This is a genomic window from Arenibacter flavimaris (assembly GCF_030291335.1).
Lineage (GTDB): Bacteria > Bacteroidota > Bacteroidia > Flavobacteriales > Flavobacteriaceae > Arenibacter.
On the sequence record NZ_JASWIM010000035.1, the window covers coordinates 1 to 24,760 of the forward strand.

Here is a 24,760-nt window from a genome sequence, read left to right on the forward strand (position 1 = left end):
AACTCTTCATCGTTGATTCTTATATTACTTCGATCAACCCGTAAAAGCATTTTTCCCGGCCCGTTATTTCGATTTATTTCTCTGCGCCACATCCCCGTTACCGGGTATGTGGCACGCTGTCTTCACAATATATCAATGAACTTGTTTCTCTTCTTTTCTACTCTCGCTCTTTCTCTAAGCGGGTGCAAATGTAGGATACTTTTTTCGTTTACGCAAAACCTTTTTCGGTTTATTTTTAAAAGATTTTTCAATTACGCTGTAACAAGCTGATTTGCAGATGAAATATTTATGTATTTTTTTTTACGTTCCAAGAACACCAAAAGACAATCCTTTCAAAAACCCGAATAATATAAACATTGTACTATGAAAAGAAATTCCAAACCAACCCAAATCGAATCACAAAATCCCTGTAAGGATAATTCGGAGCAGCATAAAAATTGTTGCCGGAAAATGAAGAATTGAAGTGTTCGGCCTTTAAGAATATCCTAGTTTGCTGCACCCTGGCATTAATAAAAAAGTCCAACATCGGGAAACCACCCAATTCCTCTTGGTTCTGCAAATAGAATTCCCCCAACACCGGATTATAGGCATCCGCGTTGTAGGCAGTAAAATATTTCAGGGTAACCCCTGTCTGAAAGTATAGCGCCTTTTTAAACCCGAAGTTCGAATAATACAAAGTATTTCTTGTAACCACTTGTGGTACGTTTAAAACATTATTGGCCTGGGAAACATCCTGATACATTACAGTATTATTGAGTGCAAAACCCTTCCATTTAAATTCCTTGGCATATTTGACCTTAAGAATATTAATGGTACCCCCCTCCTGAAACGGTTTAACAAATGCCTGCTCCCCACCTTCAACCACAGTTTCCGAAGGGTCGGAAGCAAAGTAGGTGTAATTGTCCAAAGAAGTGTATTTAGCCATTAAATTGCCAAAAACCTTGGATTCCAGATCAAATTGAAAACCGTTATTGTTTATCTTATTAAAGTCGCCAGTATGTTGCCAGTTGTAATTACTGTAATCACTTTGATATAACAAGAAATTAAAATTGGGCATACGCGAAGATGAGTGCAAGGAAAATTTAAGCTTATTGTTCTTGTTAATGTCGTAACTGGCGAAGGCGTCCAATAAATTCCCCGACAGATCCCCGGATACATTGACCTGTGCCGACCCATTCAACTGAAAACCACCGATCTTCTTTACGTATTTGGCCCCGGCAGAGATTTCATCGCCACTTAACTGGCTTTGAATAAGCTGGGTAGGCGTTTGCAATACCGAATTAAAAAAATAGTTGTAATGGTAATGATTGATAAGCCCCGTCAATACCCCTAATGTCTTATTTGAAAATTGGGCATAGACCTGATTATAGGTCGTTTTTAAGCTAGCCTTATCCGATATACTGGAATCATAGCCATCCCCAAAATAGTCGTTTTGGGCGGTTTGTTTATATTGATAGTATTTGGTCTCATAAGTAAATTCATGTCCAAGCGCCAAAGAAGTTGTCCTAGTCTTGCCCGAATCTATCTTACTGCCAAACAAAATATACCGATGATCCAAATAATACCTTTTCCCCAATAGGCGGTTGGTTGCATTGGAAAAAAGCACATCCAATCTTGAGCGGTCCTTAAAATCGGAATCCCCGGATTCAAATTGCAGTTCCTTATTGGACAATCCGCCATTTTCCTCTGCCAAGGAATTTTGAGCCGCGCCGTGCGCCCTTAAATTATAGCGTTTGTCCTTGGTCTCATAGTTGGCAGTCATCTTAAAATTCCCAGACTCAGCTTCACTATATTGATATTTGCCCAGAGACCTAAAACCCTTAAAACCTATTGAAAAATTTAATCTTTTAGAGGTATTAAAGGCCAACAATGCATCCAGAAGCTGTCCTTGCTCAAACGTGGTTTTAAACATTAGGTCGCTCATTGGGGTTGCCACATTATAATAATCAACATCCCGGACTTCCATATAGTTATAGTGCTTCGCACTGGCACCCAACTTGGGATAGGTATCCTTTACATCAAAATTAACCCCCAATTTATTATAAGGTTGCCCGACATTGGCAAACGGCATCAACTCAAAATCGTCCTTCCGCAAAAAATTATATTTATACTCCTTCTGTATGGAAATCGTCGTATCCAAAAAGGTAGTATCCCTTTCATAACCAATGATCTTGTAATCCCTGATGGTCACATCCTGCCCCTTGTCCCCCTCCTTCTTTTTAGGCGGTAGATTTCCAACTTTACGCCCCATATTAGCCTCACCTGGGTTTCCTGGAGGGGCAACAGCATCTTCCTGTGCACTAATGGCCTGACTAAAAAACACTATTAAAAGTGCCAACAAATATCTCATGCTACAAACTTACGTCGACAAAGTTAATTTTTTTGTCCTTAATGAAATGTGAAAGTTTAAAAAACAGAAAAACAACATCTTATCTGCCATAGAAATGCTAATGCCAACAGCACCCAATGCACAGTACCTATCCCATTTTAAGAACAACAAACGAAAACGACAAAAAAAACCTGCAGGGGATACCTGCAGGTTCTTAACCCTATCAAGAAGGAATATTCTAGTTCAAATCCCAGAACAATTTAGTCTCCGCCTCATCGCCGCCTATGGCAGCAGAAGCAGTTCCATAATTGGCTCCGTTTAAGGATTGTTCTATAATTGGATAGGTATATCTGTTTGGAAAACCTGAAACGGCATCAGTAGGAACTGCCATAGCCGGATAATCCAATAACCTGATGGATGTCCAAGCCTCCAAGCCTCTATTGTATAAGGCAATCCACTTTTGGGTTCCAATAACCTCTTTCCAAGGTGTGGTAGCCGTACTTGCCAAAATAGACAGGTCATAATCCACATTAGGCTGCGCCAAATAATCGGCCGCCTCTGTAGCAGTTCCTCCCCAATCCAGAATGGAGGCCGTTATAGCCGCATCATAATGTTCTTTGGGAGTTCCACCCACCTCAAATAACCTTGCCCGTGCTTCCGCCAATAAAAATCGCACCTCGGCATAATCCAAAATTATCCCAGGAAAAGTTGCTTCCTCCACTTGGGCAGAGACATGTGAATAAGTAGTATAACTGGATGTTTCCCCTATGTTACCTCCTTTGTAGGTACCGTCTTCGGTGGGAGTAAAATAAAGGGGTCTTCTTGGGTCGTCCAAAGCATTCATAACGTCGATGATCGTAGTGGCGGCAACAAAATCCTTTCTTCCGCTCAATACCAAATTATCGTGAATAGGGTTTGTATTGGGATCTGACCCCAAATAGGTATAGGATGCATTGTCTGCATTACTTGTAAACACCCCTGTTGCAACGGCACTCTCCACAGTGGACTTGGCAAATGCAGCATCCTTATCGGACAAAAGTATACCCATTCTCAATTTTAGGGAAGCAGCAAATTTCTTCCATTGTGCCACGTCACCTCCATATATTCTATCGGCACTACCAAAACTTCCTGTATTAACATCCAAAGCACTTATTGCAGCAGTCAATCTACCAATCAAATCCTTATAAATGGTTTCACCGTCATCATACTTCGGTAGCAGGTTGTTAATATCCAAAGCTTCTGAATAAGGAACATCCCCAAAGGTCTCTACCAGGATACTGTAGGTGTACACATTAAGAATTTCGATAATGGTCAGCTTGTTAGGTTTTAACTCTTCTAGTTCCGCCGTAAGATAGGTGGTTTCAGAAATAACCCTTTTTGCCTCATCCAAGTCCTTTAAAACATCTTTGTACAAAACACTCCAATGCTTTTCAGGAATAGTTCTGGTAACCTGATCATAGTTACTTTCGTCCGTATAGGTGGTTTCCTGTAAGTATTGTGCCCAAAGTTTAGTATTGTTATTGTTCACATTTAGATCCACCACTTGGTCTACCAAACTTTTCTGCGCTCCGGTGAATAAACTTTCGCCCGGCACGGCCAATGGATCCTTAATATTCTCGTTCAGACTCTCCAAATCACTGGAACAAGAAGCAAAAATCACGGCAGTAATTAATATTGCTAGTTTTTTCATTTTTATTTTTTTTAGAATTGTAATTTAAGATTGACACCAAGATCCCTTGTAGTTGGTAATGATCCAACGGAATAACCTTGAAGGTTACCGGCAGACAAACCACTTTCTGGATCTGCATGAGGCAAGTTTTTATCTATAATCCAAAGGTTTGATCCAATAACGCTTAAACTAGCATTGGTCAAGAATGTACTGGCCAACAATTTGCTAGGCAAATTATAAGTAAGTGCCACTTCACGTAATTTTACATAACTGGCATCATAAACAAATGCTTTATCCGGTAAACCTCTTCTATATCCAAGAGCTCCGAATCGGTCGGCCCTGATCCTAGAAGTGTTTGTTGTTCCATCAGGATTTACACCTTCATTGATAAATCCACCACCATCGGCCAAGGTATTCCTTACGGGATTACCCAGATCGTTAATAAAGACAGTCTCGGCATACAGACCTGTTGCAAGGCCGTAGTATTGATCCAAGGAGAATATGCTGCCCCCTTGTTGAATATCGATCAAAAAGCTTAACGAGAAATTCTTGTAATTAAATTTATTGGAAATCCCCATCAACCAATCTGGATTGGTGTCTCCAATTTTTTGATCCGAAGTAGACGTTTTAATATACTGTCCATCCGCTGGATCAACTACCCTTTCACCATTTAGATAGGTGTAATCCGTTCCATAAATTACTCCATAGGGCTGTCCTACTTCCGCATTAAGGGTTACACCTCCTTGGAAATCTCCCAATTGCAAGGTCTGGATTCCATCTTCCAATGATACCACCTCATTTTTATTCTTGGTCCAGTTGACCATGGCTGTCCAACTAAAGTTATCGGTCCTGACTGGATTTCCGGAAATGGAAAGCTCCACACCCTTGTTCTCAATTTCACCTGCATTCAATATCTTTTTTTCATAACCTGTGGCTCTAGACACCGGAACTCCAAAAATTTGATCAACAGAATTGGTCTGGTAATAAGCAAGATCAAAACTCAATCTATTACGTAAAAACTTCATTTCCAAACCAAGTTCAAAGCTTTCGGTTTTTTCGGGCTTCAAATTAGGATTCTTTTTCTCATTGTCAACAGAAGTACTTGGCGCCCCTGGTGGAATGTTCACGTTATAGGTATCGTATAGATAATCGAAAGGTGCACTGTTCCCCACTTCCGCATAGTTAGCCCTCAATTTACCAAAGGTTACAAAATCAGCATTCAAAAGATTGGTAAAAACGAAACTAGTGGCTACGGAAGGATAATAAAAAGTACTATTGTCCTCAGGCAATGTAGAAGAGTGATCCCTTCTTATGGTGGCATCCAAGAAAAGTATACTGTTGTAACCCAAAGATGCGCTGGCATAAATACCATCTATACCTACTTTTTCATCATTTTCAACCGGAAGTCCAAGTGGTCCTGTACTGTTCTGCAAAGAGTAAAGTCTTGGGACACTCAGCCCGCCACTCGTAGCAGAATAAATAGATTGAAATTCACTTCTTCTAATGTTGGTACCCAATATCCCTTTCAAATTAAATTGATCGGAAAGGTCCTTTTGAAAATTAAACATGAAATCGTAGTTGGTCTCTGTAACTTCCAGATTTCTTCTTCCATAACCTGAATCCACGTTACCCCTGTTTCCTGCACTATCCGGAATACCAAATTCTGTTGGCACACTACCGTTGGCCCTTCTTTCCTCTTGTATCTCGGAATAGGTATCTGTCGCCGCTCTTGCAGTAAAGTTCAACCAATCCGTAAACTTATAATCCAAGGATACATTACCTATAAAACGATTTCTAGAATCGTTTTGGTAATTCTCGTAACGGGTCCAATATGGATTGTCCCAATAAATCGGTGCCGAACCGGCATCAGTACTTGCAGGGTTCCACGTTACGTTCCTTTTCGTATTAAAATAGATATCCTTTAAATCCTTAATATCCACGTTGGTCTGCCACCATTGCTTAAAATTACTGACAATGTTATCACTATAACCCGTAGAGTTACGGCCCAATGCCTTTGTATTGATATAATTGGCATATCCAGTAACCGTTAATCGATCCGTCAATTTAAAGGATCCACTCATGGAAAAATTGTGTTTTTTAATGGAACTGTTCGGCATTAAACCGCTCTGATCAAATTGGGTGTAATTCAATCTAAAAGAACCATCATCCTCATAAGACCTAGCAAAAGAAACCGAATTGGTCGTTGTAACCGGAGTCTCAAAAAATGTGATTGGCCCGTTCTTGGCATTTACCCATGGGGTAGCCGTTCTATAATTTGGAGAATCCGGATCCAAGGCATCCCACTGGTAGATCAACAGATTTGGGTCGAACCTTCCACCATAGGAAGCATCTTCTGTAAACGGCACGGTTAGATCGGCAACACCATCACCGGTAACATCCTGCATATTATAAAAATCATCCTCATCAGGCCCGTAATAAGGTCCATAACCTGCACCGTATTGGTTTTGGTACTTGGCAAATGTACTTTTATCTATGGAGCCTATTGTAATTCCAGAACTAACAGTAACCCCAATGCCTTGTGCATCCTTTCCTTTTTTGGTGGTTATCATGATAACCCCATTGGCTGCCCTTGAGCCATATAAGGCAGAAGCGGCCGCTCCCTTTAAAACGTTTACCGATTCAATATCATCAGGGTTGATATCAGAGGCGGTATTACCGTAATCATAATAGTTACCACTTGCCTCACCTTGATATTTGGAATTGGTATTCGTATTGTTTACCGGCACACCATCTATAACGAACAGCGCCTGGTTACTCCCGGTCAACGAGGCATTACCCCTAATCACCACATTGGTGGAACCCCCCAGGTTGTTATTTTTTTTGATCTGAATACCGGAAGCCTTTCCCGAAAGGGCATTTACAAAGTTTCCGCTCTTCACTGTATTCAAGTCCTCACCTTGAACCTCCTGTGTAGCATATCCCAAGGATTTTTTATCCCTTGAAATACCCAAGGCAGTAACTACTACCTCCTCCAAGGCCTGGGCATCCTCCTGCATAACAACATCGATTGTGGACGTTGCGCCTATTACTTTTGTAACACTCATTTGTCCTATATAACTGAACAATAAGGTTTGCCCTTCACTCCCTTGAATGGTATAATTACCATCAAAATCAGTTTGTGTTCCATTAGTGGTCCCTTCCACCAAAATGTTTACGCCAGGTAAGGCCAGACCCATTTGGTCGGTCACCGTACCAGAGATAGTTTTTTCCTGCGCGTAGGAAAAACTCATAATTAGCCCCATGATCGGAACTAAAATCCAAGTTAGTTTTGATTTCATTTACTTTTTTTTAAGAATTAGTCTGCCACAAACTTGTAAAAAATTCGTTAAAAAACCTAAGAAATTTAACAGAAGGATTACAATTTGTTAAACTTATGCCTATTATTATTTTTTTGTTAATATTTTAATGAATTAACAGCGTTTAATTTAAAGAATATTGCCAAATTCTTATATATTCTTAACCTAAGAAGATTCCTACTATGTGTGTTGTAGATACTTTAACAGTTTTAAATAACCCAATAAATCCTATATTGCCTTTTTAGCCCCTGGATATTTTCTTGTCCCTATTCTTCCGTGGTCACTTACCAACTTCCTTCATTCCAGAATTAGAACCCAATCCGGGACAATTCCATACCGTTCTTAAGAATTTGTTTACAATGGGCATTCAACCCTTTTTTAAATTTTTATATTTGACTTTCACAGAAGAAAAGCACTCACTTTTGTTAGGCTTGACTCACATGCAACTATCCAAATTCAGGAAGTATTTGCATACCCAAGAACAATAGAACCATGCATAAATGCTAAAAACTTTCTACAAATACGAACTGGAAGCAGGAACCGATGAAGCGGGTCGTGGTTGTTTGGCAGGACCCGTAACCGCTGCAGCCGTTATTTTACCAAAAGAGTTTTCGAACAGCACCCTTAACGACTCCAAAATTTTATCCCCTGCCAAAAGGGATTTACTTAGGCCAATAATAGAAACCAATGCCAGTAGTTTTGGAATTGCCCATGTTTTTCCAGATGAAATTGACAAAATAAACATTTTGAACGCTTCCTTTTTGGCCATGCACAAGGCCTTGGATCAATTAAACACGGCCCCCGAACTTATCATTGTAGACGGCAATAGATTTAATCCCTACAAAAACATCCCCCACGCCTGCATTATAAAAGGAGATGGAAAATACCTAAGCATTGCGGCCGCTTCCATCCTGGCAAAAACCTTCAGGGATGCCTACATGGAGAAAATCCACTTGGAATACCCCATGTACAATTGGATAAAAAACAAAGGCTATCCCACCAAGGAACACAGGGCGGCCATACGGAAGTACGGTATTACCAAATATCATCGAAAAACTTTTAGACAATTACCCGATCAATTAAAACTAGACGTTTAAAAATCCTAAATTTGTTGAAAGATTTATTTATGAAAATCAAATTATTTGCGGTACTCTTCTTAATATTGACCGGATGCTCGAAACAAAGCCCCAAAACCTCCCCAATACTCTATTACGTTCCCCAGAATAGTGCCATTATTATAAAAATAAATGACAAGCCCTCTTTTTCCAGTGAACTGGAGAACAGCGACCTTCTTAAGACCTTGTCCGCTACGACCTCCTATAACGCCATTCAGGAAAAGCTGAAAGCACTGAAATATATCCAACCCAATGGAGAGAGTATTTTGGCCTTTGTGGAATTGGGAAAGGCAAATTTTGAATTGTTATTGATTGCCGAAAACAGTGATGACCTTTTCCAAATTGCCGAAGGAAGCAATAAAGTAATTGAAAACGTAGGTTATGAGGGAAAGAACTTTGACAGCTACAGTGTGGACGGGGCAAATTTCTTTTCAACGGTTTTAGACGACAAAATTATAGTTAGTACCGCCCAAATGTTGATCGAAAATATTTTGCGCAATGAACAGGATTTAACGGCAGACGAATCCTTAAATAAATTGTATCAGATTGCCAATAACCAGAGCAGTGCCAATATTTTCATAAACACCAATAAAAGTAATTCCTTGCTCAACCACATTATGTCCGATGGGCATCAAATTGACATTTCCAAATTTACGGACTGGATATCCCTGGATTTTAACACCAATAAGGACCACCTAAAACTCAATGGCATTAGCATGGCCAACGATTCTATCATAAACTTTAGTAATCTTTTTAAAAACAGCCATGCCCTAACGCCAAAGACACCAACTCTGGCCCCAATGAACTCGGATGCCATTTTGGCCTTTACTTTTGACAATTATAAAGACTTTGCGTTAAACCAAAAAAAATATTTGGACCGTTCCACAGTTATAGACACTACCTTTAAGGCAGTGGAAGAAATTGGATTCGTGTATCTGAACAATGAAAAGGCCGCAATTCTCCACACCTACGGCTCCGAAAATATCCTTAACTACCTGGATAAATTGGAGAAAACTTCAGAAGAATACCAAGGCAATGAAATTGTTGGACTCTCCAAGTCCGACTTCCTTAATCATTATTTCAACCCACTAGTACAGGATTTTGAAGCAAATTATTATACGATCATAGAAAATGCTTTTGTGTTCTCCCCTACTCCGGAGACCTTAAAGACCATCATTGGTAATTTTAAAAATGTTTCCACTTTTGAAAAAACATCTGTTTACAAAACAGCAAAAGAGCAATTGGCAGACGAATCCTCTATGCTCTTTGTCTCCAACGCCAAGGGTATTGAATATTTTTTGGACCAATACATAGTCAAGGACATCGCTAAAAATATTAAAACCAAGGAATTAACAGAATATTCCTTTGCCGCGCAAATGGTAGCGGACGATAATTTTCATCATACCAATATACTTTTTCAAAAAATCGCCCACGAAACTACCCTCAACAAAACCATTCCCTATTTCACCCTACAGTTGGATACAGAAATCGTGACACCTCCCCAATTTGTAAAAAACCATAGGACCAACAAGGAAGAAATTATAGTTCAGGACCAGGACAACAATCTCTATCTAATTTCTACGGACGGCAAGGTAATTTGGAAAAAACAACTAAGTGGTAGGATCCAAGGACGTGTAGAACAGGTAGACCTATACAAAAATGGAAGATTGCAACTCGCATTCACTACGGACAATCAGTTTATGATAGTAGACAGAAATGGTAAGGATGTGCCCCCCTTTACCTTCACCTACGAAGGAGGCAACTTAAACCCCTTGGCTGTATTTGATTACGACCGTAGAAAGGATTACCGGTTTTTGGTAACACAGGGAACAAAAATATTTATGTACAATAGCTCGGGACAAATTGTAAAGGGCTTTAAGTACACGAAGTCGGCAAATCCCATCCTGGGCACACCCAAACATTTTAGGGTAGGCAAAAAAGATTATTTGGTCATGAAACAGGAAGGCGGAGAACTAAAAATATTGTCCAGAACCGGTGATACACGGGTTAATGTCTCGAACAAAATTAGCTTTTCCGATAATGAAATACTGCTACATAAAAACAAGTTTACCGTTACTGACACCAAAGGACGTCTTTTCCAAATAGACGAAAATGGCAAAACAAATGCAGCCAACCTAAACCTGCTCCCCGACCACGGTTTGGATGCCACAAGTAATACCCTGGCCATTATGAACGACAATGTGCTGACCATAAGGAGCAAAAAGGTGGAGTTGGAGCTTGGGGTATATTCAAAACCCAAGATTTTCTATTTAAACGACAAGATATATATCAGCGTTACGGATATACAGAACCAAAAAATCTATCTTTTCGATAGTCAGGCAGAAGCTATTTCCAACTTTCCCGTACCCGGCAATTCCAGTATCGATCTAATTGATATGGACAACGATCATAAGCTGGAGCTTGTTGCAAAGGATCAGGATAACTCCATAATAGTTTATAAAATAAATTAGGAAAAACACATCATTTAAATATTCCTGACAATTGATAAAAAGGTGAGAATTTTCTGCTTTTTTTAATCTTAAAAATAATACTCAATTTCCCCATTAATCCTACATTTTTAGGCTTATCAATGCCTAGTGGCATTTCTTTTTTTACAAATATTTCCGATGTAAATGTTAAACATTGGTTGTAACACACCATTAATACATAAAAACATGCAAGATATACACCTATCTCTGCACAAGCCCGAAATTTTGTTAAATTTAGTTGGTTTATCGACCTAAAGTTGATTGAGTCAAAAACACTACGAGAACATAAAAAACGAAAGATTATGAATCCCTTAAAGGCATTCCCCAAAACAATTCCAGCTATTCTATTGGTTTTCTTTTTTTCCGCCTCCCTACAAGGCCAAATCTTGAAAAAATTGGGCAAACGTGCAGAAAGGGCCGTGGAGCGGACCGTAGAAAACCGTGTAGATAGGGAAGCTTCAAAAAAAACAGATGCCGTATTGGACAGTATATTGGAACCTGGCTCTAAAAAACCAACTTCCAACCCACAAATAGACAGCCCATTACCTCCTTCGGACCAAGGCAATCACGGAAATACCGGCGACAACTCGGGCAACGGAACCAAGGTTGCCCAGGGTACTGCCAAGACAATCCAAGTATATAGTAAATTTGACTATGTCCCCGGAGACAAACCTCTATTTTTCGATGACTTTTCCAACGATTTTATTGGTGACTTCCCTTCCAAATGGGATACGAACGGGAGTGGGGAAGTGGTAACGATCAATGAGTCTTCCGAAAAATGGTTGGAATTCTTGCCGGGATGGAATACCTATTACATTCCCATTGCTCCCAAACTTCCTGAAGATTATACCATTGAATTTGATTTGTTGACCTCTGGACTGGATCAGAAAACTTCCTCTACAGCAGGTATAAGCTTAACCCTCAGTGATGACCCAAAATTCAAGGCAGGCCAGTATTACGGTTATGTATGGTTCCCTGTAGGACAATATGGCGCCTTCAATATAAGGGTAAAGAACTTCGATAAAGTAGCGGGAAGTGAGATAAACAATGCCATTAGGGCCGATATAAGGGACGAAGTACTAAATAGACCCCATATATCCATTGCCGTTAATGGTCAGAGATTCAGGGTCTGGGTCAATGAGCATAAATACGTTGATATTCCAAAATTTATCCCTTTGGGAGAACATATTTCTTCCTTAAAATTTAATGTCAACAATTTAAAAGATGGAAAGGAACGAATATTTATCACCAATTTAAAAGTGGCCGAAGGAGGGGTAGACCTCAGACGCAAATTGATTGCCGAGGGGGAAGTTTCCACCAATGGCATTCTGTTCGATTCCGGCTCGGCCAACATCCAACCTCAATCCATGGGGATCATACGACAAATTTCGCAAGTTTTGCAGGAAGAAAAAGGAATGAACCTTATGATAGTTGGACATACGGACGCAGATGGATCCGGTGATGCCAATTTAAGCCTATCCCAAAAACGAGCTGCTGCGGTAAAAAATGCCCTAGTAAATGTTTATGGCATTGCAGACGGCCGTTTACAAACCCAGGGCAAGGGAGAAAGCGAACCCATTGGGGACAATAATACTCCAGATGGCAAAGCCCAAAACAGGCGTGTCGTATTCAAAAAAATATAACTTAAAAAAATATTCAATCTAAATAATAAATATGAGAACACTTACCTTAGTTTATAGTTTTTTTCTTGTAGCCACTACAACTTTTTCACAGGAATGTAGCAAATACTTCCCAATGGATGAGGGTACCAAATTCCAAATTACCAATTATGACAAGAAAGATAAAGTGTCAGGAGTATTGGATTACGTGGTTAAGGAATTTGTTGGCAATACAGCTACCTTATATTACGAAATGCACGATGAAAAAGGCAAAATGATTTTGAGTTCGGATTATGGAGTTACTTGTACGAATGAGGGGATTAAAGTAGATTTTAGTTCCATGATGTCGCCCGAAGTAATGGGGCAATACAAGGATTTGGAAGTGGAAATGACCGGAACCGATCTTTTATACCCCAATAACCTCAATACCGGACAGTCACTACCCGATGCCGATGTATTGATGACGGTTAAGATGCCTCCCCTTAATATGAAAATGAATATGAATTTTTTCAACAGAAAAGTAGAAGGCAACGAATCCATAACCACCCCAGCCGGCACTTTTGATTGCTATGTAATTACCTTTGATACGGAGGCCAAAATGGGTATTAAGATGACGAACAGCAATAAGTTGTGGCTGGCTGAAGGTTACGGCATGGTACAGCAGGAAACCTACAATAAAAAAGGTAGCCTAATAAGCAAGAGTGTGCTTACCTCTTTTGAAAATTAAGTTAAAACAATAATGGAATCAAGTACTTTTCCCGGGGTTTAGCTAGGGACAAGGTTATTTATGGAATTGAATACATTTACACGTATTAGCCAGATTAGCTTTAAGACAACTGTAATCTAGTTCCCCAATAGCTCTAAACATAAAGGAGTTTACTCTTAAGACAGTATCCTGCGACAAACACCGAGACTTACACTTCGGCTTTTTGTTCTATAATCCCTGCTTCAAAAAGTGTTGCAAAATGTCCAAGAAGCCTTTGCTTCACCTCGGCCATATCCACTTCCCGTACGCCAAGCTCCACATTTAAGGAAGTAACGGCCTTCCCTTTGATACCACAGGGAATCATCAAGTCGAAATAGCCCAAATCCACATTTACGTTCAAGGCAAATCCGTGCATGGTAACCCATCGACTGGCCCGCACCCCCATGGCACATATTTTTCGTGCAAACGGTGTACCCACATCCAACCAAACACCTGTTTCCCCTTTAGAACGCTCCGCTTTAAGTCCGTAGTCAGCCAAGGTCAAAATAACCATCTCCTCCAAAAGCCTCAGATATTTATGAATATCTGTAAAAAAATTATCGAGGTCCAGTATAGGATAACCAACAATCTGTCCCGGGCCATGATAGGTTATATCCCCGCCCCGGTTTATCTTGTAAAATTGGGCACCTTTTTCATTAAGTACATTTTCATCCACCAACAGATTTTGCATGTCACCACTTTTTCCCAAAGTGTAGACATGCGGATGCTCTACAAACAAGAAATGATTGGGTGTTTCCAAGTGGGAACCCTCCCTCCTATTCCTTATTTTTAAATCGATAATAGATTTGAACAATTGTTCCTGGTAATCCCAAGTATCCTTGTAATCCTTACATCCCAAATCTTCTAAGAGAATACTTTTATTCATGTGGCAAAGATACAAACTCTCCCCATAAACCAAACCACAAAACCCTAGCTTGGATTGTTAAGAATGACCAATGCTGCAATTACACCGGGCACCCATCCACATAGAGTAAGCAGAAAAACTATTACAAAGGAACCGCACCCCTTGCCTATTACGGCCAGGGGTGGGAAAATAATGGCCAATATGACCCTAAAACAGCCCATGGTTATTTCGATTTTTGATTGATGAAGTCCCATTACGGGACAAGTATACCAATAAGACTAAAAAACGAACATTTTGTTACAAGAAATTGGGAATAATTTGAATATGCTATTTTGAAAACGATCAATTCTGATTTTAGGATTGATAGATTAATGCAGAGTACCTATATTTGCAGCCTTAATTTATAAGAATATGCAGCTTTCGGAACAAGAAGTGATTAGAAGGGAGAAACTTGGCAAGCTAAGGGAATTGGGCATCGATCCCTATCCCGCGGCTCTATACCCAGTAGATAGCACTTCTAGAAATGCCAAGGAAAATTATGAAGAAGGTAAAAAGGTAGTGCTTTCCGGAAGACTTATGTCCAGAAGAATCCAAGGCAAGGCTTCCTTTGCCGAACTACAGGACAGCGAAGGCCGTATACAGGTCTATTTTAATAGGGACGAAATTTGCACTGGAGAAGATAAAACCCTGTACAACGATGTATATAAAAAATTGTTGGATATTGGCGATATTATAGGGATAGAAGGGGAACTTTTCACCACACAGGTTGGCGAGAAAACCGTCATGGTCAGGAATTTTACTTTGCTAAGTAAATCCTTGCGTCCCTTGCCCTTGCCCAAGGTAGATGCCGACGGAAAAGTTTACGATGAATTTAACGACCCTGAATTGCGCTATCGTCAGCGATACGTGGATTTGGTAGTAAACCCAAGCGTTAAGAAAAACTTTATTAAGCGTACTAAAATAACCAATAGTATGCGCCAGTTTTTTAACGATGCCGGCTATTTGGAGGTCGAGACCCCTATTTTGCAACCCATTCCTGGAGGCGCCGCTGCCCGTCCGTTTATGACGCACCATAATGCACTTAATATTCCTTTATACCTAAGGGTAGCCAATGAGCTATATCTAAAGAGACTGATTGTTGGTGGCTTTGATGGCGTTTATGAATTTGCCAAGGACTTTAGGAACGAAGGCATGGATCGCACCCATAATCCTGAGTTTACGGTCATGGAACTTTATGTGGCCTACAAGGATTACAATTGGATGATGGACATGACCGAAAAACTTTTGGAAAAAGTAGCCATCGATTCCAACGGCACTTCCAAAGTAACCGTTGGCAAAAATGAGATCGAATTTAAGGCCCCTTACCCTAGGGTCCCTATTCTGGAGGCTATAAAAATACATACCGGTTTTGATGTTGCCGGGATGGACGAGGTGGAACTCAAGGAAGTTGCCAAAAAACTAAATATTGAGGTAGATGATAGTATGGGTGTTGGCAAGCTCATTGATGAAATTTTCGGTGAAAAATGTGAACATCACTACATACAACCTACCTTTATCACGGATTACCCCAAGGAAATGAGTCCTTTGTGCAAGGAGCACAGGGACAATCCCGCATTAACCGAACGCTTTGAACTCATGGTAAACGGTAAGGAATTGGCCAATGCCTATTCCGAGCTGAACGACCCCATTGACCAACGGGAAAGGTTTGAGGAACAACTTCAACTTTCAGAAAAAGGCGACGACGAGGCCATGTTCATTGATCAGGATTTTCTGAGGGCCTTGGAATACGGAATGCCACCTACAAGTGGTATTGGCATAGGTATTGATCGCTTAGTGATGCTGATGACCAACAATGCCTCCATACAGGAAGTTCTGTTCTTCCCACAAATGAGACCCGAAAAGAAACAATTGGAGCTTAGTGAGGAAGAAAAAGAGATACTTGCCCTTTTAAAACCAGAAGGTAAACTAGCGTTGGACGAACTTAAGACCCAAGCCGGACTAAGCGGCAAAAAATGGGACAAATCCATGAAGGCCCTTTCCAAGCACGAGTTAATAAAGGTTGCCACCGAAGGCGAAATTAAAGTGGTTCTTTTAAAGAAATAATCTCCAAGGAATTCAATACAAAATTCCAAAATTGTTTTAAGTGATTCTATTCTTGGGATAGAATCACTTAAATCCTTATCCCTTTTAACCATCCTCCCCTCTCGGGACAATAATTGTGGTTGACAAAGCCTTTGCAATTCCATATTTTTATAAGCACATTGTTCCAATGTAATTGGAATTATAGATTGAACAACATCCGGAATTAATAGAGAATATCCAACAACGACGTCATATTTGATAACAAATGGGGCTTATTTCCCACACAATTGCCGAAAATACCCCCTATTTATTATCCCAAAAATAGGATATTGCAGGTTGATGGGATTGGATTCTTGAACTGAAGTAAATAACGGAGGCTAATAAAAAACCTTTATATTAGTCTGGTGCAAAAAAGTATTGGCATTAGACAAAATCCGGGTTGCACCCAATTTTATGAAGCAGTATCATTATAATCTTAAAATATATAGCCGAGCTTCTTACTGCTATCCTACCCCAAATATGAAGAAGTGTATGGGTTTGAAAACATGGATATTGAATAAAGATAAAAAAACAATAGCGTGAAAAAGAAAGTATCATATGGTCTTTTATTTATAGGTATCATTATACTTATTATTTCTGTCTGGAGCCTTCTTAAACCCTCGGACACCGTTGATTTTAGTGCCGATATAAAACCCATCCTGAACAAGAACTGTATTACCTGCCACGGAGGGGTAAAGAAAAGTGGCGGATTTAGTCTATTATTTGAAGAGGAGGCCTTTGCCGATACAGAATCGGGAGGGCCCGCCATTATCCCCGGCAATGCCGCCAAAAGTCCGTTCATCCAGCGCTTAAAGGAAGATGACCCGGAATTGCGCATGCCCTATAAAAAATCCAAACTTTCAAAAGAGGACATAGAACTATTGACCAAATGGGTCGATCAGGGTGCCAAATGGGGCAAACACTGGGCCTATACCCTACCGGAAAAAGTGGACGTTCCCAAAGCTGCCCAATCGGCCGGTATTTCTTCCAGGGATGCCCAAGGATTTATTAAAAATGACATAGACCACTTTATTTTAAGAACCTTGGAAAATAACGGCTTGGAACCAAGTCCGCCTGCCGAGCAAAACGTATTGGCGCGCAGACTGTCCCTGGATATAACGGGACTACCACCGGACGATTCCCTGTTCACTGATTTTACCTCCGGAAAAATTACGTACGAAAATATGGTGGACGAGCTTCTCTCCAGGGATGCATATGGTGAAAAGTGGGCCAGCTGGTGGTTGGACCATGCGCGTTATGCGGACACCAAAGGCTATGAAAAGGACATGGGCAGGACTATGTGGCGATATAGGGACTGGGTAATAAAGGCATTGAATAATGACATGCCCTTTGACCGGTTTACCATTGAACAACTTGCGGGCGATCTTTTACCGGACCCTTCCGTGGATCAACTTATAGCTACAGCCTTTCACAGAAATACAATGAACAACGACGAGGGCGGGACCGAGGATGAGGAATTCAGGGTAGCCTCCGTAATAGACAGGGTAAACACCACCTTTGAAGTATGGCAGAGCACCACCATTGGATGTGTACAGTGCCATAGCCATACCTACGACCCCTTTAAGAACAGGGAGTACTACAATCTCATGGCTTTTTTTAACAACACCAGGGACGAGGACACTTCAGAGGATGAGCCCAATCTACGATTTTACTCCGGGGAACAACAGGAGGAAGTGGATAGGATTTTCCAATGGATCGCCAAAAATGAGAACAGGGAAGTGGCCAAGGCCTATTACAATTTCCTACAATATTCCGAACCGATCTACCATGCCCATTTGGCCAAGGATTATACCAATGGAAATTTGGCGGACACGAAATGGCTGGCCCTAAGGGACAATGGCTCCTGCTACCTCCCCGATGTCCATACCCAAGGTGCCGACCATATATACCTGAAGTATTCCTCCTCTATAGATGGAACCAAAGTGACCATCAGAAAGGATAATGCGCAAGGGGAGATCCTGTCCCAATTTACGACGAACAGGACCAAGGGAAGGGAAATCCAAAAGTTCCCGTTCAAAAGAACAGACGACAAAATAAACTTATATATAGAGGCCGATAACGACAGGATTTCTCCCAAAAGCGCCACCAGTTATATCTCCTGGTTTGCATTTCTCCCGGAAATAAAGGCCGGGGATAATTCCGGATACTCCCAGATCGATGACAGCTTTATGAAACTGTTGAACTCCAACACCCCTACACTGCCCATCATCATTGAAAATCCCGACTACCAAAAAAGGGCCACCCAGGTCTTTGAAAGGGGCAATTGGCTCATGAAAACCGATACCGTTGAGCCCGCCACTCCACAAAGTCTCAATGCCTGGAACGATGCCTGGCCAAAAAATAGGCTCGGGCTGTCCAAATGGCTGGTCAGCAAGGAGAACCCGCTAACGGCACGTACCCTTGTAAATAGGGTATGGCAGCAAATTTATGGCCGCGGCATAGTAGCCTCCCTGGAAGATATGGGGTCACAGTCCGACCCGCCATCGCACCCCGAATTATTGGACTGGCTGGCCTTAAGGTTCATGAACGAGCACAATTGGAGCATAAAGGCCCTGGTAAAGGACATTGTTATGTCCGGTACCTACCGCCAGAGTTCCAAGAACAATGCCAGGTTATACAATTTGGACCCTGAAAACCAACTCTATGCACGGGGCCCCAGAATTCGATTGGGAGCGGAACAAATTCGCGATCAGGCCCTGGCCGTCTCCGGACTCTTAAGCACCAAAATGTACGGACCAAGTGTTATGCCGCCACAACCGGAAGGCATTTGGCAAACGGTGTACAATGGCGGCAATTGGTTGGAAAGCCAAGGGGAAGACAGGTATAGGAAGGCCGTATACACCTATCTAAAAAGAACCAGCCCATACCCTTCCTTCCTCACTTTTGACGCCGGGAGCAGGGAAGTATCAACGGTACGCAGGACCGTGACCAATACCCCATTACAGGCCCTGGTCACCCTAAACGATCCCGTTTATCTGGAAACGGCCTACCATCTGGCCAAATTTATGGCCCAGGGAAGCAATGTGGACAATAGTATACGCCATGGCTACAGGAAAGCCGTTTTGGCCGATATTTCGGACGAGAAACTTAACGTCCTAAAGGAACTGTACAACACTTCACTTTCCGATTTCCGGGAAAAACCGAAGAACATCAAGGAATTCATTCCTTTTGAAACCGGTACGGATGCCAATTTGGCGGCATTGACCGTGGTGGCCAATGCCATTATGAACTTGGATGAATTTTTAACAAAATCGTAGCTATGAACAGTTTGGACCGATTGATAAAAGAAAAATTACAACGGGAAATCCAGGCCAGGACCCGTCGACATTTTATTAAAGATTGCGTCGCCGGGATGGGCGGTTTGGCCATGGGCTCCTTCTTTATGTCCTGCAATTCCTTTCTCGGCAACAATGAAAAAGGAAAAATCGCCCTTACAGAAAGGGATGTCAACCCATTGGCCTCCATGGCCCCTCCTTTCCCTGCCAAGGTGAAGTCAGTTATTTACCTGCACATGGCAGGTGCCCCCTCCCAACTGGAAATGTTCGATTACAAGCCCGCCCTCCAAAAGCTGGACGGACAGGTCACCCCACAATCCATGTTGGAAGGCAAGAAATTTGCCTTTATCAGGGGAACGCCCAAACTTTTGGGGCCACAGGCGGAATTTAAACAGTACGGGGAATCCGGGAACTGGGTCTCCAACTTCTTGCCGCACTTTTCCAAAGTTGTGGATGAAGTCGCTTTCCTAAAGGCAGTGAACACCGATCAATTCAATCACGGGCCCGCCCAATTGTTCATGCACACCGGAAGCCCCAGATTGGGCAGGCCAAGTATAGGGTCATGGGTCACCTATGGCCTGGGTTCCGAAAATCAGAATTTGCCAGGATTTGTAGTACTGACCTCCGGGGGGAAAACACCGGATGCGGGAAAAAGTGTCTGGGGAAGCGGTTTTTTACCATCGGTCTACCAAGGGGTCCAATGCAGGTCCAAAGGGGATCCGGTTCTGTATATAGACGATCCCAAGGGCATTGCGCGAAATCTTAAAAAAAGCACCATCGATGCCATAAACAATATCAACAAAAAAGAGTTCGACGAATATTCCGACCCCGAGATCCTGGCCAGGATCAATCAGTACGAAATGGCCTACCGTATGCAGACCGCAGTGCCGGAAGTAATGAACATCAACAATGAACCCGAACATATCAAGGAAATGTACGGGGTGCGACCGGGCAAGGAATCCTTTGCCAACAATTGCCTTCTGGCCAGAAAGCTCGTTGAGGACGGGGTGCGTTTTGTACAACTGTTCGATTGGGGCTGGGACAGCCATGGAACAGGCCACGATACGGCCATAGACCTGGGGCTGAGAAATAAATGTACCGAAATAGACAGGCCCATGTCCGCCCTTCTCCTGGATCTTAAACAAAGGGGGCTATTGGACGAGACCTTGGTGGTCTGGGGAGGCGAATTTGGCCGGACCCCAATGCAGGAAAACCGGGAAGGTCAGGAAATGGCCTATAAGGGAAGGGACCACCACGGGGATGCCTTTACCATGTGGATGGCCGGTGGGGGCATAAAAAAAGGCGCCAGTTGGGGGATCACCGATGAAATCGGGTTTTCCGCCCTGGAGGGCCAGGTCTCCGTGCACGATGTACACGCCACTATGATGCACCTTCTAGGTTTTGACCACGAACAGTTTACCTTTGATTTTCAAGGAAGGCCCTTCCGGCTTACCGATGTGGAAGGACATGTAATACACGAAATTCTCGCCTAAAACACAAACCGACCAAACCAATATAATGCGATTTATCATCATACTTTTTGGATCCTTACTATTCTCCTATGGTCAAGAAAAGGTCCTTTTTTTTCAAACCGATTGGGGGAAACAATTGTCCTGGGACCGATTTTGCGAACAGGCCAAGACCTCGGGCTATGACGGAGTGGAGTTAATTCCTTTAATCAACAAGCTTAAAAAGAACGCCTAAAATTGAACCAATAATCTATGGAAATTATTCAACAATTGATAGGGCGCCTGCACCCCCTTGTAGTACATTTACCGATAGGGTTCATAATGGCCGCCCTATTATTGCAATGGTATGACAGAAAAAATAAGGAATGGTCCAAAATAATAGGGATCCTGTTTCAATGGGCCTTTATTTCAGCAACCATAGCCTGCATAAGTGGATATCTGCTTTATACAGGCGAAGGGTATTCCTTTGATACCATAAAATTTCATTTGTGGTTCGGCATTGTTACCGCCTTGTTTTCCCTGTTGATGTATTTGCGACTGGCGGCCCCTTCTAAGATGGACTTCCTTAAGCGGGTACCAGTGGTCCTTTTATCTTTCTCGCTATTATTCCTGATTTCGTTCACCGGCCATCTTGGGGGAAATATTACCCATGGATCGGATTACCTCATCGAACCACTGCCCAACAGCATTAAATCCCTTTTGGGCGCTGGCCCAAAGGTTTATGAAATGCCAACTATAGAGGAGGAAAATTGGGAGGAGGCCGTACTCTATACGGACCTGGTACAGCCCATATTGAACAACAAATGTGTTAGCTGCCATAATGCCAAAAAAGAAAAGGGGGAATTGCAATTGGAGGAAGAAAATGGGATCCTTAAAGGGGGTGAAAACGGTGCCGTCATAGAACCCAATGATCCCCAGAACAGTTCTTTGTACGCCAGGCTGGTACTACCACTGGACCATGAGGACCATATGCCCCCAAAGGACAAGACCCAACTTTCCAAAGAAGAGATCGACATCATTGAAAGTTGGATCGCCAACAGCAACTCTTTTGACAAAAAAATCGGGGAACTGGGGTTGAAAAAAGAGTTGTTACAGGCCTTTTTCCCCAAGGCAAAGGATAACACCTACCCTGATGTCAAGGTTGCCGAAGTTCCCAAGGATACTATTTCCGCCATAAAGAAAAAAGGTTTCCATGTGGAACGGGTAAGTGAAAACAGTAATTTTATACGCGTATCCTGCATCAACAGACCCACTTTTAAGGATAAGGATTTTGATTTGCTGTCCCCTGTCAAGAATCAAATTGTTTATCTTGATCTTGGCAAGACCCTTATCACCGATGCCGTTTTTGAGAAAATAAGCACCTTGCCCAACCTTACCATACTAAAAATGGACAATACCGGAATAACAGGTAAAAATATTGAACATTTGGAAAAACTTGAATACTTAAGAAAACTCAACCTAGTGGGCACCAATTTTCAGGAGGTTCATCTGGCCCATTTAAAAAGGTTCAAAAAATTACAAACAGTTTATCTCTTCAACACACCTGTTAAAAAACCCGATTATGTTGACAGACCAAAGGAAGGGGAATTGTTCATTGATTATGGAGGTTACGATCTGCCTAAAATAGCTACCGATTCCATAGTTTTCTAGTTTGTCATCCAACTTGTTATTTTGATCGTAAAATACTGGTTTACTTTAAAATACTGAAATGAGAACGGTATATTGATGTCTGTACCAACGTATTCCAAATTAATCTGGTTTGAAAATCTTCTACGCAGTTGTTTTAAGCCTTTTTTTTGCCGTTTGCCCTATTACACAAAACAATTTTTGTGGACTCCCCCAGTGGAATCCTAACACCTCATTCAATTGTCCTACGGCAACTTGGTTACCTATAGGAAGGCCGAACCCGGAATTACGGATAAAATACTCTACATTGGGAAATGTCCATCCTAAAATATTTTACGGTACAGTGGACAACAATTAAAATTTGATTAGCTTGGGGATAATTTTTAATTAATTGGAATCCAAGCCACAAAAACTAAAGCTACTTATCGGTTACATTTTTATAAATGACAGAAATAACCTAGTTTAGAACACCATAAACCTCCCATATGGATTTGAGCAAGAAATTAGGATTATTATTAGGCCCCATCATTTTTTTTATTCTTTTAAATTTACCCAATACCCTAGTCTCAGAAAAAGGCGATGCAGTAATAGCGGTGGCAGTTTGGATGGTAGTTTGGTGGATTACCGAAGCTGTTTCGATTTCGGTAGCGGCCTTGTTGCCCCTTATTTTGTTTCCCCTTTTAAAGATTATGCCCATTAGCGAGGTAGGAGCCAATTATGGGAGTCCCATCATTTTTTTGTTTTTTGGAGGATTTGTGATGGCCTTGGCCCTAGAAAAAGTAAATTTACATAAACGCATTGCCCTTAACATCATTAGAATTACCGGAACAACACCGAACAAGGTAATCCTGGGATTTATGATAGCTACAGCTGCTTTAAGTATGTGGATAAGCAATACGGCCAGTACGGTTGTTATGCTTCCCATTGCCATGTCTGTAATTGGTCTTTTGATCAACGACGCGGACGGCTTTACCAAGGATGATCGCAACTTTGCCCTCAATGTAATGTTGGGAATCGCGTTTTCTGCAAACGCCGGGGGAATTGCCACCGTTATTGGCACCCCTCCCAATTCAATTTTAATTGGCTTGCTGGAAAATGAATACAATATTGAAATCTCTTTTCTTAAATGGATGCTTATTGGGTTACCATTTTCAATTCTCTTGGTAACCATTTGTTATCTGGTCCTGGTAAAGTGGTTTTTTCCCAATAAGCAATTAAAATTTACAGGTTCCAAACAGATTATTCAGGAAGAATTAAAAAAATTGGGGCCAATGAGCCGAAAAGAAAAAATGGTACTCACCATCTTTGGAATAACGGTTTTCCTATGGATTTTTAGAACATTGATCAACGGTATATTCCCGTCCCTGGGACTATCGGACACTATCATAAGTATGATAGCCGCCGTTTCCCTTTTTGCCATTCCCTTTAACCTTAAAAAAGGGGAATTTATAATAGGCTGGAGCGATACTGAAAAATTGGCCTGGGGAATTCTGATATTATTTGGCGGTGGACTGGCCTTAGCGGAAGGTATGTCTACAAGTGGTATTGTAGATATGGTGGCAAACGCCATTTCCACTAGCGAAATAAGTATATTATTTACGGCATCCTTGTTAATACTGCTGATGCTCTTCATGACAGAACTAATGAGCAATGTAGCCTTGGTTGCAGTACTTGCTCCAGTAGTTGCGGGAATAGCGATAGGTCTAGAGGTTCCTATACTCTATTTACTGATTCCTGTGACCATAGCCAGTAGCTGCGCCTTTATGTTGCCCATGGCCACACCTCCCAATGCCATTGTTTTTGCCAGTGGTTATATAAAGGTATATCAAATGGCAAGGGTAGGAATAGTTCTTAACCTTATTTCTGTGGTATTACTGATCCTTTTGTTCCAATTTGTAATTCCCCTACTCTTTTGATTTTTCAGCATCGGAAAGACATCAAAAAAGTAAAGTCTTTGTTCCCACAAAGACTTTACACATGCTTAATTCAAATAAACTATAAAAAGAAATTCTCTATTCAAATAGACTTGTAAACTGTAAAAATGTTACAGATTGTTTGTAATTTTTTTCTTTGGACCGATATAATGCAAGAATCCGGGCC

General features: G+C 41.5%; 15 protein-coding genes. 10 read left to right on the forward strand and 5 right to left on the reverse strand.

What is annotated here, in order from left to right; translation table 11 throughout:
- Positions 1-361: 361 nt before the first annotated feature.
- The 3 genes from QSE00_RS20470 to QSE00_RS20480 form a co-directional block, all read right to left on the reverse strand.
- Entirely contained in the window at positions 362-2,350 is a 1,989-nt protein-coding gene (locus QSE00_RS20470; protein ID WP_286107301.1) for a putative porin, read from the reverse strand.
- Between the two features lie 217 nt (positions 2,351-2,567).
- The gene (locus QSE00_RS20475) at positions 2,568-4,019 is read right to left on the reverse strand and encodes a SusD/RagB family nutrient-binding outer membrane lipoprotein (RefSeq protein ID WP_110358355.1); all 1,452 of its coding nucleotides are present in this window, start codon (positions 4,017-4,019) and stop codon (positions 2,568-2,570) included.
- Between the two features lie 11 nt (positions 4,020-4,030).
- On the reverse strand, positions 4,031-7,297 hold the full coding sequence (locus tag QSE00_RS20480; protein WP_110358354.1) for a SusC/RagA family TonB-linked outer membrane protein: 3,267 nt from the start codon (positions 7,295-7,297) through the stop codon (positions 4,031-4,033).
- 518 nt (positions 7,298-7,815) lie between these two features.
- On the opposite strand from QSE00_RS20480, the gene QSE00_RS20485 reads away from it, so the two are divergent.
- The 4 genes from QSE00_RS20485 (at position 7,816) to QSE00_RS20500 (ending at position 13,265) form a co-directional block, all read left to right on the forward strand.
- Positions 7,816-8,412: a ribonuclease HII gene (locus QSE00_RS20485; protein ID WP_110358353.1), complete on the forward strand. Its 597-nt coding sequence runs from the start codon at positions 7,816-7,818 to the stop codon at positions 8,410-8,412.
- Between the two features lie 29 nt (positions 8,413-8,441).
- A complete protein-coding gene (locus QSE00_RS20490) occupies positions 8,442-10,901 on the forward strand; it encodes a ribonuclease HII (protein ID WP_286107302.1) in 2,460 nt (819 codons plus the stop codon).
- Between the two features lie 320 nt (positions 10,902-11,221).
- On the forward strand, positions 11,222-12,562 hold the full coding sequence (locus QSE00_RS20495; RefSeq protein WP_286107303.1) for an OmpA family protein: 1,341 nt from the start codon (positions 11,222-11,224) through the stop codon (positions 12,560-12,562).
- Between the two features lie 31 nt (positions 12,563-12,593).
- The gene (locus QSE00_RS20500; protein WP_286107304.1) at positions 12,594-13,265 is read left to right on the forward strand and encodes a TapB family protein; all 672 of its coding nucleotides are present in this window, start codon (positions 12,594-12,596) and stop codon (positions 13,263-13,265) included.
- Positions 13,266-13,452: 187 nt separating this feature from the next.
- On the opposite strand, the gene lipB is transcribed toward QSE00_RS20500, so the two are convergent.
- Positions 13,453-14,169 (reverse strand): lipoyl(octanoyl) transferase LipB, encoded by a 717-nt coding sequence (gene lipB, locus QSE00_RS20505; protein WP_286107305.1) that lies wholly within the window; start codon positions 14,167-14,169, stop codon positions 13,453-13,455.
- 44 nt (positions 14,170-14,213) lie between these two features.
- Complete coding sequence (locus QSE00_RS20510; RefSeq protein ID WP_110358361.1) at positions 14,214-14,369, reverse strand: YqaE/Pmp3 family membrane protein; 156 nt, start codon at positions 14,367-14,369, stop codon at positions 14,214-14,216.
- Positions 14,370-14,559: 190 nt separating this feature from the next.
- Between QSE00_RS20510 and lysS the strand changes: the two genes are divergently transcribed.
- The 6 genes from lysS to QSE00_RS20540 all read left to right on the forward strand — a co-directional run bounded on the left by lysS (position 14,560) and on the right by QSE00_RS20540 (position 24,576).
- Complete coding sequence (gene lysS / locus QSE00_RS20515) at positions 14,560-16,251, forward strand: lysine--tRNA ligase (RefSeq protein ID WP_286107306.1); 1,692 nt, start codon at positions 14,560-14,562, stop codon at positions 16,249-16,251.
- Positions 16,252-16,808: 557 nt separating this feature from the next.
- A complete protein-coding gene (locus QSE00_RS20520; RefSeq protein WP_286107307.1) occupies positions 16,809-19,547 on the forward strand; it encodes a PSD1 and planctomycete cytochrome C domain-containing protein in 2,739 nt (912 codons plus the stop codon).
- Positions 19,548-19,549: 2 nt separating this feature from the next.
- A complete protein-coding gene (locus tag QSE00_RS20525) occupies positions 19,550-21,058 on the forward strand; it encodes a DUF1501 domain-containing protein (RefSeq protein WP_286107308.1) in 1,509 nt (502 codons plus the stop codon).
- Positions 21,059-21,083: 25 nt separating this feature from the next.
- Positions 21,084-21,269, forward strand: a complete 186-nt coding sequence (locus QSE00_RS20530; RefSeq protein WP_181422968.1) for a hypothetical protein — start codon at positions 21,084-21,086, stop codon at positions 21,267-21,269.
- Positions 21,270-21,286: 17 nt separating this feature from the next.
- On the forward strand, positions 21,287-22,684 hold the full coding sequence (locus QSE00_RS20535) for a c-type cytochrome domain-containing protein (protein WP_286107309.1): 1,398 nt from the start codon (positions 21,287-21,289) through the stop codon (positions 22,682-22,684).
- 461 nt (positions 22,685-23,145) lie between these two features.
- Positions 23,146-24,576, forward strand: coding sequence for an SLC13 family permease (locus tag QSE00_RS20540; RefSeq protein WP_286107310.1), 1,431 nt, complete (start codon positions 23,146-23,148; stop codon positions 24,574-24,576).
- Positions 24,577-24,760: the final 184 nt, after the last annotated feature.

Bases quoted from the DNA above. Each gene is read 5' to 3' on its own strand.
- QSE00_RS20510 (WP_110358361.1), bottom strand. From the start codon at position 14,369: ATGGGCTGTTTTAGGGTCATATTGGCCATTATTTTCCCACCCCTGGCC.
- QSE00_RS20490 (WP_286107302.1), top strand. From the start codon at position 8,442: ATGAAAATCAAATTATTTGCGGTACTCTTCTTAATATTGACCGGATGC.
- QSE00_RS20485 (WP_110358353.1), top strand. From the start codon at position 7,816: ATGCTAAAAACTTTCTACAAATACGAACTGGAAGCAGGAACCGATGAA.
- QSE00_RS20475 (WP_110358355.1), bottom strand. From the start codon at position 4,019: ATGAAAAAACTAGCAATATTAATTACTGCCGTGATTTTTGCTTCTTGT.
- QSE00_RS20480 (WP_110358354.1), bottom strand. From the start codon at position 7,297: ATGAAATCAAAACTAACTTGGATTTTAGTTCCGATCATGGGGCTAATT.
- lipB (WP_286107305.1), bottom strand. From the start codon at position 14,169: ATGAATAAAAGTATTCTCTTAGAAGATTTGGGATGTAAGGATTACAAG.
- QSE00_RS20500 (WP_286107304.1), top strand. From the start codon at position 12,594: ATGAGAACACTTACCTTAGTTTATAGTTTTTTTCTTGTAGCCACTACA.
- QSE00_RS20530 (WP_181422968.1), top strand. From the start codon at position 21,084: ATGCGATTTATCATCATACTTTTTGGATCCTTACTATTCTCCTATGGT.
- QSE00_RS20495 (WP_286107303.1), top strand. From the start codon at position 11,222: ATGAATCCCTTAAAGGCATTCCCCAAAACAATTCCAGCTATTCTATTG.
- QSE00_RS20535 (WP_286107309.1), top strand. From the start codon at position 21,287: ATGGAAATTATTCAACAATTGATAGGGCGCCTGCACCCCCTTGTAGTA.
- lysS (WP_286107306.1), top strand. From the start codon at position 14,560: ATGCAGCTTTCGGAACAAGAAGTGATTAGAAGGGAGAAACTTGGCAAG.
- QSE00_RS20470 (WP_286107301.1), bottom strand. From the start codon at position 2,350: ATGAGATATTTGTTGGCACTTTTAATAGTGTTTTTTAGTCAGGCCATT.
- QSE00_RS20525 (WP_286107308.1), top strand. From the start codon at position 19,550: ATGAACAGTTTGGACCGATTGATAAAAGAAAAATTACAACGGGAAATC.
- QSE00_RS20540 (WP_286107310.1), top strand. From the start codon at position 23,146: ATGGATTTGAGCAAGAAATTAGGATTATTATTAGGCCCCATCATTTTT.